General features: G+C 60.3%; 14 protein-coding genes. 3 read left to right on the top strand and 11 right to left on the bottom strand.

The features are described from left to right. Positions 1-6: 6 nt before the first annotated feature. The 4 genes from tatC to GT495_RS05035 form a co-directional block, all read right to left on the bottom strand. Positions 7-798, bottom strand: coding sequence for a twin-arginine translocase subunit TatC (gene tatC / locus GT495_RS05050; RefSeq protein WP_192924137.1), 792 nt, complete (start codon positions 796-798; stop codon positions 7-9). Continuing rightward, the gene (locus GT495_RS05045; RefSeq protein WP_161161797.1) at positions 798-1376 is read right to left on the bottom strand and encodes a twin-arginine translocase TatA/TatE family subunit; all 579 of its coding nucleotides are present in this window, start codon (positions 1374-1376) and stop codon (positions 798-800) included. The genes tatC and GT495_RS05045 overlap by 1 nt, the downstream gene beginning before the upstream one ends. A gap of 152 nt (positions 1377-1528) precedes the next feature. Next, a complete protein-coding gene (locus GT495_RS05040; protein ID WP_035137695.1) occupies positions 1529-1843 on the bottom strand; it encodes an STAS domain-containing protein in 315 nt (104 codons plus the stop codon). Between the two features lie 51 nt (positions 1844-1894). Continuing rightward, complete coding sequence (locus GT495_RS05035) at positions 1895-3199, bottom strand: aminotransferase class I/II-fold pyridoxal phosphate-dependent enzyme (protein ID WP_161161798.1); 1305 nt, start codon at positions 3197-3199, stop codon at positions 1895-1897. A 149-nt stretch (positions 3200-3348) separates the two neighbouring features. On the opposite strand from GT495_RS05035, the gene GT495_RS05030 reads away from it, so the two are divergent. Further along, positions 3349-3603: a hypothetical protein gene (locus tag GT495_RS05030; RefSeq protein WP_161161818.1), complete on the top strand. Its 255-nt coding sequence runs from the start codon at positions 3349-3351 to the stop codon at positions 3601-3603. A gap of 373 nt (positions 3604-3976) precedes the next feature. Here GT495_RS05030 and nhaA read toward each other — a convergent pair whose 3' ends face one another. From nhaA to GT495_RS04995, 7 genes are all read right to left on the bottom strand, one after another. Next, a complete protein-coding gene (gene nhaA, locus GT495_RS05025) occupies positions 3977-5335 on the bottom strand; it encodes a Na+/H+ antiporter NhaA (RefSeq protein ID WP_161161799.1) in 1359 nt (452 codons plus the stop codon). A 267-nt stretch (positions 5336-5602) separates the two neighbouring features. Next, positions 5603-6526 (bottom strand): manganese-dependent inorganic pyrophosphatase, encoded by a 924-nt coding sequence (locus GT495_RS05020; RefSeq protein ID WP_161161800.1) that lies wholly within the window; start codon positions 6524-6526, stop codon positions 5603-5605. A gap of 151 nt (positions 6527-6677) precedes the next feature. Continuing rightward, positions 6678-7631 carry an ROK family protein gene (locus tag GT495_RS05015; RefSeq protein WP_240128107.1) on the bottom strand — a complete coding sequence of 318 codons (954 nt, stop codon included), beginning with the start codon at positions 7629-7631 and terminating at the stop codon, positions 6678-6680. Between the two features lie 241 nt (positions 7632-7872). Beyond that, positions 7873-8205 carry a PTS lactose/cellobiose transporter subunit IIA gene (locus GT495_RS05010; protein WP_204986885.1) on the bottom strand — a complete coding sequence of 111 codons (333 nt, stop codon included), beginning with the start codon at positions 8203-8205 and terminating at the stop codon, positions 7873-7875. A 9-nt stretch (positions 8206-8214) separates the two neighbouring features. Further along, complete coding sequence (locus GT495_RS05005) at positions 8215-8517, bottom strand: PTS sugar transporter subunit IIB (RefSeq protein ID WP_055285538.1); 303 nt, start codon at positions 8515-8517, stop codon at positions 8215-8217. Between the two features lie 158 nt (positions 8518-8675). Further along, the gene (locus tag GT495_RS05000) at positions 8676-10019 is read right to left on the bottom strand and encodes a PTS sugar transporter subunit IIC (RefSeq protein ID WP_099432237.1); all 1344 of its coding nucleotides are present in this window, start codon (positions 10017-10019) and stop codon (positions 8676-8678) included. A gap of 120 nt (positions 10020-10139) precedes the next feature. Beyond that, the gene (locus GT495_RS04995) at positions 10140-11540 is read right to left on the bottom strand and encodes a glycoside hydrolase family 1 protein (RefSeq protein ID WP_161161802.1); all 1401 of its coding nucleotides are present in this window, start codon (positions 11538-11540) and stop codon (positions 10140-10142) included. Positions 11541-11843: 303 nt separating this feature from the next. Between GT495_RS04995 and GT495_RS04990 the strand changes: the two genes are divergently transcribed. After that, positions 11844-12563, top strand: a complete 720-nt coding sequence (locus GT495_RS04990; protein ID WP_161161803.1) for a GntR family transcriptional regulator — start codon at positions 11844-11846, stop codon at positions 12561-12563. 73 nt (positions 12564-12636) lie between these two features. Beyond that, entirely contained in the window at positions 12637-13569 is a 933-nt protein-coding gene (locus tag GT495_RS04985; RefSeq protein ID WP_370457594.1) for a type I phosphomannose isomerase catalytic subunit, read from the top strand. The last annotated feature ends 236 nt before the right edge of the window (positions 13570-13805 follow it).

The raw sequence follows: 13805 nt of genomic DNA, 5'->3' as shown, positions 1-13805 counted from the left end.
ACCGTTTTACTCCTCGTCGTCCTCGTCGTCCGAGAACAGGTCCAGACGGCTCACGAACAGGCCCTCCTTGCCCTCGCGCGCGGTGATGACCACGCGGGCGATGGCGAGCGAGATCTCGTAGAGCGAAAGCAGGGCACCGTACATAAGGCCCAGCGTGACGGGCGAGCCATCGGGCGTGATCACAGCCGAGCCAACGAGCAGGCCCACGTACACGCAGCGCCAGGCGCTGCGGAAGGCCGCGTAGGACACGATGTGAAAGACGGACAGGTAGAAGATGATGAGCGGCAGCTCAAACGCCACACCAAAGCCGATCATAAAGAGCAGCTCCATGTTGACGTAGTTCTCCAGATCGGGCAGCGCCGTGGCGACGGCAGAGGTCTCGCCGATGAGCCACTCAAAGCCTGCCGGGATAATGATGAAGTAGCAAAAGATGGCACCCAGGAAGAACAGCACCGTCGAGGCGAGCACCGTGGGCACGACCCACTTGCGCTCGTTGGGGCGCAGCGCCGGCAGGAAAAATGCCAGGATCTGCCAGATGATCATGGGCGTGCACATGACCACGGCCATCTTGATGGCCAGCGAGAAGCGCAAGCCAAAACCGCCGAGCGTGGTGGTGATGTAGAACTTACCGTCCGGCACAAAGGAGCGGATGGGGTCTTCCAGGATGTCGAGCACCACGGGCGTGGCGAAATACAGCACGATAGCGGCGGCAAACACCGACACGACCACGATGGTCAGGCGGCGACGAAGCTCTCCCAGATGATCGAAGAGCGGCATGCGCGCAGGTCCGATAGGCATTACTCATCGCCTCCCTTCGAGACGTCGGCGGCAGTGGCGTCGTCCTCGGCCTCGAGCTCGCGAGCGAGCTGGTCGACGACGGCCTTGCGCTTGCGGGGACGACGGGCATAGAGGTCGGCCGTCGTGGGCTCTGCCGACTCGGGATCGGGCTCCGACTCTGCAGCGGAAGCGGACTCGGCGGCGGCAGGCTCGGGCTCGGCGCCCTCGGTCGCAGGCTCCTCGGCAGCGTTCTCGCCCTCAGCAGCACCCTCGCTTGCGGCCTTCTCGGCAGCAAGACGGGCGCGACGCTCGGCAAAGGTCTCCTTCTTGGTGGGCGCTGCCGTCTCGGCAGCATCCTCGTCCGCATCGGAATCGTCATCGACGGCAGCCTTCTTGGGCTTGACCGGGGCCGACGCGGCCTCGCTTACCGGATCGATGATCTCGGACTGAACAACAGCCGTCATCTTTTCCTGCGTCTCGCGGAACTGACGGATGGCACGGCCGATCGTGCGGCCCATCTGCGGGAGCTTATCCGGGCCAAACAGCAAAAAGCCGAAGACCACGATGATCGCGAGCTCACCCTCTCCAATACCAAACACACATACCTCCAAGGCTCGATGTGAGTCGAGCCCGCACCGCGCCATTCGGCCGGAACTCGTCTATTCATTCGGTCAAGTATAGCGCCCGGACGCCAAAACGTCCGAGCGCATCACAAACATATGCCAAACGGCACGCCCTTTTGGGGCCAAGATTATGCAGCGGTGATCGAAATCTCCTGGTCGACACCCAACAGCTGAACCACGCGCATCACCGGGGGCTGCACATTGGTGCAGCTAAAGCGCTTGCCGTGGTCGACCGCGTGGTGCGCGGCGCCCACGAGCACGCCAATGCCCGTCGAATCGATGTAGCTCACCTGGGCAAAATCGAGCTCAACGGCCTCAGTGGGCTGCTCGAGCGCCAGGTCGATGGCATTGCGCAGGCTATCGGCGTTAGAGATATCGATCTCACCGGTTACCTTAATGGTGTAGAGCTCTGGCGTGGGGTTGGTGGAAATGCCCAAATCCATGTATACGCTCCTTTACGTATCGAAAGTGCGGATAGTACGGGAAGCCGCGCGTTAGGCGCGCTCGGCACGCGCAAGCTCGGCAGCGACCAGCTTAACGGCCAGCACCAGCACATCGAGCGCGGCCTCCAGGTCCTCGACCGTGGGATAGCTCGGCGCGATGCGGATGTTGGTGTCGCGCGGGTCCTTGCCATAGGGCCAGGTAGCACCGGCCGGCGTAAGCTTGACGCCCAGGTCGGCGCAGAGCGCGGCGACCTTCTGGGCCGAGCCCTCGGGACCATCGAAGCTTACAAAGTAGCCGCCGCGGGGGTGCGTCCAGGTGGCACAGCCCGTGTCGCCCAAGCCCTCGGTGAGTTTGCGCTCGACGGCCTCAAAGCGCGGGCGCAAGAACTCGGCATGCTTTTTCATGTGCTCCTTGACCGCCTCGATGGTGGGGAGGAAGCGCGCGTGACGCAGCTGGTTGAGCTTGTCGGCGCTGATGAGGCCGGCCTTCAGGCGCTTGGAGAACTCGGCGATGACCGCGGGGCTCGCACCGATAAAGCCAATGCCGGCGCCCGGGAAGGTGATCTTGGACGTCGAGGCAAAGGCCACCACGCGGTCCTCGGTGCCCGCCGCCCGAGCGAGGTCAAAGATGTTTGCGAGCTCGTCGGTCTCGTCGTACAGGTCGTGCACGCAGTAGGCGTTGTCCCAAAAGATACGGAAATCGGGCGCGGCCGTGGGCATCTCGACCAGGCGGCGCACAGTGTCCTCGCTAAAGGTGATACCCGTGGGATTGGAATACTTGGGCACGCACCAGATACCCTTGATGGAATCGTCGGCGGCAACGAGGCGCTCGATCTCGTCCATGTCGGGGCCGCTGTCGGTCATCGCGACGGGGACGTTCTCGATGCCCAAGTCGGCGGTGATGCCAAAGTGGCGATCGTAGCCGGGAACGGGGCACAGGAACTTGACCTTCTTGCCGTCGTGTGCGGCCTCGTAGGCGTCCCAGGGCTCGCTACCGCACGAACCGCAACGCCAGAACATGCCGGCGATGTCATGCTCGACCAAAAGGCTCGACGAACCCAGCACGAGCGTCTGCTCGGCGGGGCAGCCCAGGAACTCCCCTGCCAACTTGCGTGCCGAGGGAATGCCCTCGAAGCAGCCGTAGTTGGAGCAGTCGACGTTGCCGTCGTGCAGATCGGCGTCGGCGTTGAGGATATCGAGCATGGGGCGCGAGATGTCCACCTGGGCGGGCGACGGCTTGCCGCGGGCCATATCGAGCGCCAGGCCCTTGGCCTTGACCTCGGCGACCTCGGCTTTGAGCGTCTCGATGGCGGCATCGAGTTCGGTGGTCTCCATCTTCTGGTAGATCGTCTGCATGGGTGCGACCTTTCGCGAAGCGGTACATTGCAGTTCTTCTAAGTATAGACCGCCACCGTCGAAACGTTATGAAGCCGTGATAGATTAAGTCCATCGCAATGAATTACGAATCGCCGCGCATGCCGGCGTGGGGCGACCAAGGAGGCACTATGGAGTACGGATCGTTCCAGGCCGAGGAATTCGGTGACCTGCAACGCCTGGTCGACGGGCTGTTTTACGACCGCCACGCCATCGATCGCCTGGATCTGATCGTACAGGCCGAAATCTTGGACCTGGCACCCGATCTCATGGAAATCGTCAACCTGCTACCGCCCGGCTATTATGACCGCCAGCCACTTTGCGACCAGCTCAACTCCGCCTTGGCCGCCCACGGCTGGGGCGCCGTCTACGGAACGGTGGAATAAGCCTCAAGGCCGACGATTTGGCCCGTTTCCCGACCCTGGCGAGGCTTGTTTTAGGGCTTGCGGCCAAAAAAGGGCAAATATGAGTACTGTTACCTTTTTAGTGGCAGCGATTCTTGGCCGTAATCGGCAAAACTGGACTTGAAATTCCCTAATCACCGTCAGCTAGCGCCAAATTGGAAGTCGATGGTCACTCATTAACGTACAGTTCTTATAACTTTGTTCATTATTTTCCACACCTAAAATGAAACGCCGTTTGTGACAGTACTCACAAACGGCGTTTTTTGACCACGGGGGCATCTGGCAGGAGGCCAGTAGCGCCCGGATCCGAGTTTCGAACGCATCCAAACCGGTTCTGGTGTCTTTTTTCGAGCTTTTACTCGTCCTTGGGCGCGGGGTGTTTGCAGACCACGCTCATGTAGATCATGCCGAGCACGGCAGCGGTGACCGAACCGGCAAGGATGGCGGCCTTGGCAGCCAGAACCTCAAACTGAGCCGTCGGGAAGGCAAGGCCGCTGATGAGAATCGACATGGTAAAGCCGATGCCGCCCAGAATACCCACACCGGCAATCATGTGCCAGTTGACATTGTGCGGCAGCTCGCAGGCCCTAAGCTTAACCAGGGCAAACGTCATGCCAAAGATACCGATCGGCTTGCCCAGCAGCATGCCAAAGTACACGCCGAGCGTCACTGGGTCGGAGAGCAGCGTGCTCATGTCCACGCCCACCAGGCGAACCTGTGCGTTCACGAACGCAAAGATCGGCAGAATCACAAAGTTGACCGGCGTGGAGATCAGACGCTCCATGCGGATGAGCGGCGGGGTCACGCGGTGCATGACGCGCTCGACCTTGGTGGTCGAGACGGTAAAGTCATGCTGGCCCAGGATGTGTGCCTCATCGTCGTAGCGGTCATCGAGCAGCGGCAGGCACTCGCCCAACCAATCGGTGAGGTTATCGAGCTTGACGCCACACTTGGCCGGGATGGTAAAGGCCAAGATGACGCCGGCAAGCGTGGCATGCACGCCGCTCTTGAACATGCAGAACCACAACAGCAGACCCAGTACCGAATACGGGGCAAGGCGGTAATGCTGCGTCTTGTTGAGCCACACGAGTGCGCAGGTCACAAGCGCGGCGGCGCCCAACCAAAACGGATTGGGGCTCTGACCGTAGAAGATGGCGATGGCGGCGATGGAGATGAGGTCGTCGGCGATGGCGAGCGTCGAGAAGAACACACGCACGCCGTTGGGCACGCGATTGCCCAAAAGCGACAGCACGCCCAGCGCAAAGGCAATATCGGTTGCCATGGGGATGGCCCAACCGTTGCGGGCGCCGGCATGGTTAAAGATCAGGTAGATGCAGGCGGGAACGACGACGCCGCCCACGGCCGCCAGCATGGGAAGCATAGCCTGACGCGGATTCTTGAGCTCGCCGACCGTCATCTCGTACTTGAGCTCAATGCCCACCAACAAAAAGAAGATCGCCATGAGGAAGTCGTTGACGAAAAGCTCAACGGTAAGGCCAGCCGTAAGGTTGCCCAGACCCACATACAGCGGGGTCTCCAAAAAGTGATGGATGGCCTCGTAGGCATCGGTGTTGGCGCAGATGACGGCGGCGATGGCGGCGCAGACCATGACGGCGGCGGAAATCGTGCCGTTCTCGGCAATGCGCTCCCAAATGTCGTGACGCTCAAAACGCTTGCGCTCACGGACGTTGAACAGCTGCTCGGGTGCTGCCATGGGCGGCTCCTTTCACGGGAAGGCTCCCGTCTTAAAAAAGCACGGCCCGCCCAAGTGGCGGCGCCGCGCTCTAACGTATTACGCTTGCATCTAGCCTACCCTGCACGACAAGCACGCAGGCGTGGCCGAAAAGCGGAACCACAGGTTGAACATTATTTGCCCAACGGCACGGGCACGCCTGTCCAAGAGACAACGCGGTGCCATGCACAAAAAACGACCGGAGCGCGGGGCGTCCGCGATCCGGTCGTGGCGTTTAGTGAACTAAACCTAGCAGGCGGCCATGATGGGGGCAGCGACCTGCTTCTTACGGGAGAGGACGCCCGGCATCCAGACGCCGTCGTGCTCGTCGGCAATGCCCAGGCCCTTCTGAGCAGCCTCGGTCTCGCCCTCGAGCAGGACCTGCGAGCCCTCCTCCATAATGTCGGTGATGCACAGGACAATGCCGTCAGCACCCTTCTCGGCGGCGTAGGCGCGCATGGCCTCGCGAATCTCGTCGATCATGCCGAGCGCGCGGCTCTTGTCGACGGTCTCGTACTGGCCGATGAGCAGCTTCTTGCCGGCGGGCTCGAACATCTTGATGTCGTTGCCGACCATCTCGGCTGCGGTGAAGGAGCCGGACGGACGGGTGAGGAAGACCTCCATGCCAAACTTGACCGGGTCGACGCCCACCTGCTCGCCGAGCTTGGCGGCGACGGCGCGGTCGACATCGGTGGTAGTGGGGCTCTTGAGCATGAGCGTGTCGGTCATCATGGCCGAGAGCAGCAGCTTGGCCTGGACGTCGGAAAGCTCAACGCCGAGCACGCCGGCGAGCTTGGTGACGATGGTGCAGCTGGAGCCCCAGGGCAGGCAGATGTAGTGCAGCGGGCCGGCGGTCTCGAAGTCGCCAATGCGGTGATGGTCGACGACGCCAAAGACCGTGGCGTCCTTAAGGCCGGTGACGGACTGGGCGGACTCGTTGTGGTCGGTGAGGACGACGAGCTGACCGGCCTCGACGGAATCGATCATGCGGGGCTCGGCGATGCCGGCGTCGGCGAGCAGCTTGGCGGACTCTGCCGGAAGCTGACCAAGGGCGCAGACCTCGTAGGTGTTTCCGGCATACTCAACCTGGTTGAGCAGCTGGGACAGGACGACGGCGCTCATGATGGCGTCGTTATCGGGATTCTGGTGACCAAAGACAAGAACGTTTGCCATGGATATCCTCCACTTGATATGTGTACTTGGACGTAGCTATGGTAGCACGCTGGCGCCGAACCTTATGAGACGCAAGGGCCGCGGCACAATTTGGGGCGAGTCTGGGGGGGCGACGTCTGTCCCCCTTGCACCACTCGCCATCCTGCATCGACTATTTACCGGCGGCGCGCAGGGCTACGTAGGCGGCACCGATGATGCCGGCGTCGTTGCCGAGCGAAGCGACCTTAATGGGCGTCTCGCGCGAGGCGGAAAGCGCGTAGCGCTGGAAGTGCTCACGAACGACGTCGAGGTAGACATCGGCCGAAGCGGACGCACCGCCACCGATCAGGAACACCTCGGGGTCAACCACGTTGGCAATAAGCGCCAGAGCACGACCGAGATAGTCGGCCATGGTATCGGCTGCGGCAAGCGCAAGCTTATCGCCCTCGCGGCAGGCTTGGAACACGTGCTTAGAATCGGAGGGACCGGTGAGCTCGATGGGCTCGACGCCCGCCTTCTTGCACTCGGCAAGGTAGTTGCTCACCACGCCGGTGGCGCTGGAATACTGCTCCAGGTGGCCATGGCCGCCGCAGCCGCAGGTGCGCTCCTCAGCCGGGTTCAGGCACATGTGGCCAATCTCACCGCCGGCGCCCACAACGCCCGATACCACGTCGCCGTTAACGATAACGCCGCCGCCCACGCCGGTACCGATGGTGACCATCACCACGTTCTGCACGCCCTTGGCAGAGCCAAGCCAGGCCTCGCCCATGGCAGCGGCGTTGGCATCGTTCTCGTACTTAACGACCGCGTCGGGGCAGTGCTCCTGAATGGCGATCCTCAGCTCGGGCAGGTTAATGGCAATGTTGGCCTTGACCTTGGCATCGCCCGACGCCGGGATGGGGCACGGAACGGCCAGGCCAATGCCCGCCACAAAGGCGCGCGGAATCTGGGCCTTGGCGACCACTTGGTCGATGGCCTCGGTCACCGCGGCAAAGCCCGCGGCGTCAACGATGGGAGGCGTGGGCACGCTGGCCTTGGCCAGCAGGTTTCCGTCCTCGTCGAACAGGCCCTCCTTAACCGAGGTGCCGCCGACGTCGATGCCGATGTAATACTGCTTGGGTTCCATAGGGGCCCACCTTTCTCGTTTAATCATTGCCTGTATGGTACCGCTCCCAAGACAAAAACCTACCAAAAAGGGACAGGTTTGTTTTGGTAGGTTTTATCTGGGAAAGCGCGAATGGTCGCTCAATAGGTCGTGCAAGACCCTCTCCAAATATAAAGGCGCCGGGAGGCGGAGGCTCCCGGCGCCCGTCAAAGGGACTATGTTGTCTATTGGACCGCACGGTCCGCCGCGGCGATAACGCCGGCTAGGCCTTGAGTGCCTGCAGCTGCTTGTGTATCTCGATAAGCTCCGTGGCCATGACGCGCATGGTCTCGGTGCCGGCCATCTGGTCCTCGGCATGTAGCAGGATCAGTGGGGCCTCGCCGTTACGCTCGCCGTTGGCCTCCTTCTTCAAAAGCGCCATGTGAACATCGTGGCCACCGTTGTAGGCCTCGTCGCCTTGCTTAATGAGCTCCTCGGCGGCGTCAAAATCGCCCTCCTTGGCCTTTTGCACGGCATTGATGTACATGCTCTTGGCGGTACCGACGTAGCTGATGATCTCGAAGCAGGTCATCTGCAGTTCGTTCATATCCTCCATGCGGAGCACCTAGCCCATCACGCTGACGCAGTGGTCGATGATGCCGGCGGCGTTCATGCGGCCGTAGTCGACCATGTTGATGACCTCGACCGGGAAACGGCCGGCGGCCTCCTTCTCAAAATCGCCCTTGGTGTAGCCGATCTGCGGACCAAGCAGCAGCATGTCGCACTCGTCCAGGTGATCGTGGGCCTCGTTCATGGGACGAGCCTCGATCTCGATATCCAGACCGCGGTTTGCAACCTCGGCCTGCATCTTCTGGACCAGTAGGCTCGTGGACATGCCAGCATTGCAGCAGAGCATGATCTTCTTCATGGTTTCCTCCTTGTAACTGCGCGGTGCGCAGACGACGACTGGTTGTATTCCTTGCGGTTATTGTGCCCTCTTTCTGCGCCCTTACGCAAAAGAGAGGTGCGGGCACCGGCACCGCGTACCGGCGCCCGCAAAGGTGAAAGGGGCGAACGTTAGGCGTTCTACTCGGCGAGAGCCTCCTGCTTGGCGATTGCCTTCTCGGAAATCTTCATAAAGGGCAGGTAAACGGCCATGCCAATGACAATCTCGAGAGCCTGCCACACGCCGGCGCGCCAGTCAAAGCCCGTAGCGAGCAGGGCATTGATGACGGGAGGCATGGTCCAGGGCACCTGGGCGATGCAGGGGCTGATGATGCCTGCGCAGGTAAGGCCATAGGTGATGCCGATGAACAGGTCGGGAAGAAGGACAAACGGGATCATGAGCGGCAGGTTGTACACGATGGGGTAACCGTAGATAACCGGCTCGTTGATGTTGAACAGACCAGGCAGGATAGCCATCTTGGAAACGGTCTCGGAAGCCTTGTTCTTGGAGAACAGGAGCGTGTCGAGCAGAAGCATGAGGGTGCAGCCCGAGCCGCCGATGAGGGCAAAGCTGTTAACGATCTGCATGTTCATGTAGTGATCGGGCTGGATGGTGCCACCGGCGGCAAAGGTAGCCATGTTGTCGACGATGAGCATGGTCAGGATCGGCTCGACGGTAGCGCCAGAGATGGTGGACTGGTGAATACCGACGCAGAACAGCAGGTTAGCAAGGGTGTAGATGAGGATAACAGCCCACGGACCGGCGTTCATGATGCTCTTGAGCGGGTTGGAGATGCACGTGGAGATGATGGCGCACAGATCGGTGCCGGCGCACACGGCGAGCAGGGCTGCGGCAAGAGCGAAAATCGCGAGGTTGAGCAGCATCGGGATCATGACGTTGAAGGAGTTGGAGACCGCGGGAGGCACGCCCTCGCCCAGCTTAACCTTGAGCTTCTCGACGCCAGAAATCTTGATGAAGAGCGAGACGGAGAGCAGGGCGATGATAATGGCCGAGAACAGACCATTAGTGCCAGTGTTGGCAGTCGAAAGGGCGCCCGTGACCTCAGCGGAGGTGATCTTGTCGGTGAGCAGCGGGCTCGTGGCGGCAAGCGTGGCGGTGATCTGCTGCGGCATCATGATGACGAAAGCAGAGATAGCGACGACCACGCAAGCGAGCGGGTTATCGAAACGCTTGTTCTTAGCGAGGCTGTAGCCAATCAATCCGGCCAAGATAATTGCAGAGACGTTGAGGGTACCCAGCGTAATCGCCGAACCCCACGTCTGAAGGTTGGCAAGGCCCGCCGCATCGAGCGGGAACAGGGGGAACACGACGTTGTTAATAAGAACCGCGATACCCGCAAGGATATAGAGCGGCGTGATGGTCGCGAAGGCATCGCGCAGGGAACGCAGGTGAACCTGGTTTCCCACCTTCGCAGAGACCTCGGCAAACTTGTCGAGGAAGCTCTTTCCGTTGTCACTGGCCATGATTGCTCCTAACTTTCAAATCCGGCCTTTTCCTATGCGCACGGTGGCCTGTCGCCCTCTGCCACCAGATGTGCCATGTGTTTCGCGCGGCGGCGCGCGGTCTGGGCGTTCGCCCGGTCGCTAATCAACCACGTGGGTCGTGGCGACCTGTTTGAGCCAGGCCGCTGACTTCTTAAGGCGGCGCTTGTAGCCGTCCATAAGGTCGACCTCGACAAAACCGTAACGGTTCTTAAAGGCATTAGCCCAAGACCAGTTATCGATGACGGCCCAATAATGGTATCCGCGGCACTTGGCGCCCTCGTCGATGGCCTTGGCCACCCACTCCAGGTGCTGACGTACAAAGTCGACGCGGTAGTCATCCTGGATGGTTCCTTCGGCGTCACGGTTCTTGTATTCGTCCATGATGCCGATGCCGTTCTCGGAAACGAACCACTCAAGATCGGGGTAGTTCTTAGCGCAGTCCATGCCAAAGTCGTAGAGGCCCTGCGGGTAGATCTCCCAGCCGCGGCTCTCGTTCATAACGGCGTCGGGCCATACGTACTCGTCGGCGAAGTGCGGCAGGCCGTACTGGTCGACCTTGCTCGCCGGCGCCTGAACGCGCGTGGGGTGGTAGTAGTTGCAGCCGAGCCAGTCGACAACACCCTGCTTGAGAATCTCTTGGTCGCCGGCACGGAACGGGAGCTTAACGCCGCCCTCGGCCAGGCTGTCGAGCACGTCGGCAGGAAGCTCGCCCTTGGTAATAAGGTCGAGCCACCAGCGATTGTTGATGCCGCTGGTCATACGCACGGCCTCGAGGTCTGCCTCGCTGGGATTCTCCTTGGTATAGACCGGGGTAAAGCAGTTGATCATGCCAATCTTGGCATCGGCGCGAATAGCGCCCTCGTCATAGGCCTTACGGTAGTTGGCCACGGCCAGCGCATGTGCCAGCGAGATGTGATACTGCACGGTGCGGGCGCGGCTAAAGTCGTGGAGCTGCGGGAACCACACGCCCTCCTGATAGCGCTGTTCGGGCTCGACGATGGGCTCGTTAAAGGTGAACCAGTACTTAATCTCCTGGCCAAACTCGTGGAAGGCGACGTCGGCGTAATGCGCGTAAGCCTCGACGACCTCGCGGCTCTCCCAGCCGCCACGGTTAAAGAGGTAGGTGGGCATGTCAAAGTGGTACAAGTTGACAAACGGCTCCAGGCCGGCCTCGCGAGAGGCGCGGAACAGCTCGTGATACCACGCAGCGCCCTCCTCATTAAGGTTGCCGTCGGCATCGAGCAGACGGCTCCACTGGATGGAAGTGCGATAGGTATTCAGGCCCAAGTCCTTCAAAATGCGAAAGTCTTCCTGGTACTTGGTCATAAAGTTATTGCCGGCATAAGAGCCAACGCAGTTGTAGAACGAACCCAGATCCTGGATGGACCAGGTGTCCCACAGGTTCTCGAGCTTGCCGCCCTGGTTCCACTGACCCTCAGTCTGCGGGCCGGACATAGCAGCGCCAAAGAAGAAGTCGTTGGGCAGCTGATACTGTGCCATCAAAGTCCTCGCTTTCGTGTTCTAGAGCTTCCGGTTGGAGATGGATTTGCTTTGGCAGGTTATCCGGCGCGGGCGCGCACCGGTCATACCGATATCCAACCCGCCAAAACAAAACCGTCCCCAAACGGTCGATCCTGTTCTGCGGTAGGATTCCGTTCGTTGCTTAAACTATAGCGTTCTAATTTTAAAAGTAAAGCGTCTTTTTATTTTTTCTTTCTCGAACTTCTTATATAAAAGTAATATGGGTGCCCTGTTGGGGGTTATACTTACTTTTGTATTCAGATATGTCGGAAAGGAGGTTCCATGATTCCCAAATACGAGGCGATAGCTGCAGATATTCGTCGAAGTATCGAGGATGGCGCTCTTAAACCGGGCGACAAGCTTCCCACCGTCGTTGAGTTCTGCGAGCTCTATAGCGTTTCCAAAATCACCGTCAAACGTGCTATCGAGCAAATCACCGAGGAAGGTCTTATTACCAGCCGGCGCGGATCGGGTACCTACGTTAAGGACACGGCGGGACTTCCCGGCCAGGCGTTTTTCCAGGGCAAAAACGACCGTGCCCAGGGCTTTTCATATGAGCACCGCGGGGAGAAGGTGACCTCGGTGGTCTACGATTTCTCGATTGTTAATCCACCAGCGGACATCGCAGCCCAGCTGGGAATTGCCGAGGATGACTTTGCCTATCACGTCGTGCGCGTGCGTCAGGCCAACGAGAAGCCCATCGTTATCGAGTACACCTACATGCCGCTCGAGCTGATTCCGGGCCTTAAAAAGAAGGACCTGTACGGATCGGTCTACCGCTTCATCCGCGAGCAATGTGGGCTGAAGATTTCGAGTTTTCACCGTACCATTCGCGCCGTGGCAGCAACCGAGGAAGAAGCTGAGCGTCTGGGCACCAAACTTGGCTCTCCCCTGCTCGAGCTCACCCAGATTGGCTTTTTGGACAGCGGTGCCGCCTTTGAGTATTCGGTCTCGCGCAACGTTGGCGACCGCTTTGAGCTGCACAACGTAACGTTGGCATAGGTTTTTGTAGTCATGCGAGCGCTCGCTTTGAGCTGTTTTGCACAGCGCCCGCGCAACACAATGGGGTATGAACATGTCCGATTTGATTAAACTGACGCCGATCTTCCACGAGAAGATCTGGGGCGGTCGCCAGCTCGAAACCGTATTTGGTTACGACATTCCCGAGGGTCCCATCGGTGAGTGCTGGGCCATCTCGGCCCATCCCAATGGTGACTGCCAGATTGCGGAGGGCCCGTATGCAGGCCACACGCTTTCGTGGCTGTGGGCCGAGCACCGCGAGCTCTTTGGCAACTGCGAGGGCAAGGAGTTCCCGCTGCTCATTAAGATTCTGGACGCCAAGGATGACCTTTCGATCCAGATTCATCCCAACGACGAGTACGCCGCCAAGCACGAAAACGGCAGCCTGGGCAAAACCGAGTGCTGGTATGTGCTGGACTGCGAGCCCGACGCCACGATCATCGTCGGCCAGCGCGCGCATGACCGCGCCGAGGCCGCACAGATGATCGAGGGGGGCCGTTGGGACGACATGCTCAACGTGCTGCCGATCCACAAGGGCGACTTTTTCCAGATTGATTCCGGTACCGTGCACGCAATCAAGACCGGCACGCTCATTTTGGAGACGCAGCAGTCAAGCGACGTGACATATCGCCTGTACGACTACGACCGTCCCGGCACCGACGGCAAACTGCGTCCGCTGCACATTGAGCAGAGCCTCGACTGCATCGACTTTGATGCTCAGGCTCCGACCGACGGCACGGTGGTCGCGCCCGAGATGAACGGCGTAACCGAGCTCGAGTCTAACTCCTGCTACACCGTCGATCGCGTACGCGTCGACGGCAGTAAGACCTTGGAGCAGCGCTGGCCCTTCATGTGCCTGTCGGTCATCGACGGCGAAGGCACCGTCTGCGGCGACCCCGTCCACAAGGGAAGTCACCTGCTGGCACCCAGCACCGTCAGCTCCATTGACCTCGAAGGCAAGATGGAACTGATCATCAGCCACCTCTAGGTCACCGGTCCCCAAGCGCCCGCCGGGACGGGGCGCGGGGTTTGGTCACCTGCTCGGACAGTCCTGCTCGCACGGAGAGCACATTAAGTGCTCTCCGGCTCGTGCGGAACTCGCGATCGATCAAAGCCCGCGCCCCGTTCCGGCGGGCCTCCGACTAGCAACAACAATCAAAACGCAACAGGGGGCTCTTCCGCTCATCAACGGAAGAGCCCCTTGCTATACATAACGAATCAAGG

The sequence above is a fragment of the Collinsella sp. BIOML-A6 genome, assembly GCF_009875845.1.
Lineage (GTDB): Bacteria > Actinomycetota > Coriobacteriia > Coriobacteriales > Coriobacteriaceae > Collinsella > Collinsella aerofaciens_H.
This window is presented reverse-complemented; position numbering and strand designations above follow the sequence as displayed.

Bases quoted from the DNA above. Each gene is read 5' to 3' on its own strand.
- GT495_RS05030 (WP_161161818.1), top strand. From the start codon at position 3,349: ATGGAGTACGGATCGTTCCAGGCCGAGGAATTCGGTGACCTGCAACGC.
- GT495_RS04990 (WP_161161803.1), top strand. From the start codon at position 11,844: ATGATTCCCAAATACGAGGCGATAGCTGCAGATATTCGTCGAAGTATC.
- GT495_RS05040 (WP_035137695.1), bottom strand. From the start codon at position 1,843: ATGGATTTGGGCATTTCCACCAACCCCACGCCAGAGCTCTACACCATT.
- GT495_RS05015 (WP_240128107.1), bottom strand. From the start codon at position 7,631: ATGGAACCCAAGCAGTATTACATCGGCATCGACGTCGGCGGCACCTCG.
- nhaA (WP_161161799.1), bottom strand. From the start codon at position 5,335: ATGGCAGCACCCGAGCAGCTGTTCAACGTCCGTGAGCGCAAGCGTTTT.
- GT495_RS04985 (WP_370457594.1), top strand. From the start codon at position 12,637: ATGTCCGATTTGATTAAACTGACGCCGATCTTCCACGAGAAGATCTGG.
- GT495_RS05005 (WP_055285538.1), bottom strand. From the start codon at position 8,517: ATGAAGAAGATCATGCTCTGCTGCAATGCTGGCATGTCCACGAGCCTA.
- tatC (WP_192924137.1), bottom strand. From the start codon at position 798: ATGCCTATCGGACCTGCGCGCATGCCGCTCTTCGATCATCTGGGAGAG.
- GT495_RS05010 (WP_204986885.1), bottom strand. From the start codon at position 8,205: ATGGAGGATATGAACGAACTGCAGATGACCTGCTTCGAGATCATCAGC.
- GT495_RS04995 (WP_161161802.1), bottom strand. From the start codon at position 11,540: ATGGCACAGTATCAGCTGCCCAACGACTTCTTCTTTGGCGCTGCTATG.
- GT495_RS05020 (WP_161161800.1), bottom strand. From the start codon at position 6,526: ATGGCAAACGTTCTTGTCTTTGGTCACCAGAATCCCGATAACGACGCC.
- GT495_RS05035 (WP_161161798.1), bottom strand. From the start codon at position 3,199: ATGCAGACGATCTACCAGAAGATGGAGACCACCGAACTCGATGCCGCC.
- GT495_RS05000 (WP_099432237.1), bottom strand. From the start codon at position 10,019: ATGGCCAGTGACAACGGAAAGAGCTTCCTCGACAAGTTTGCCGAGGTC.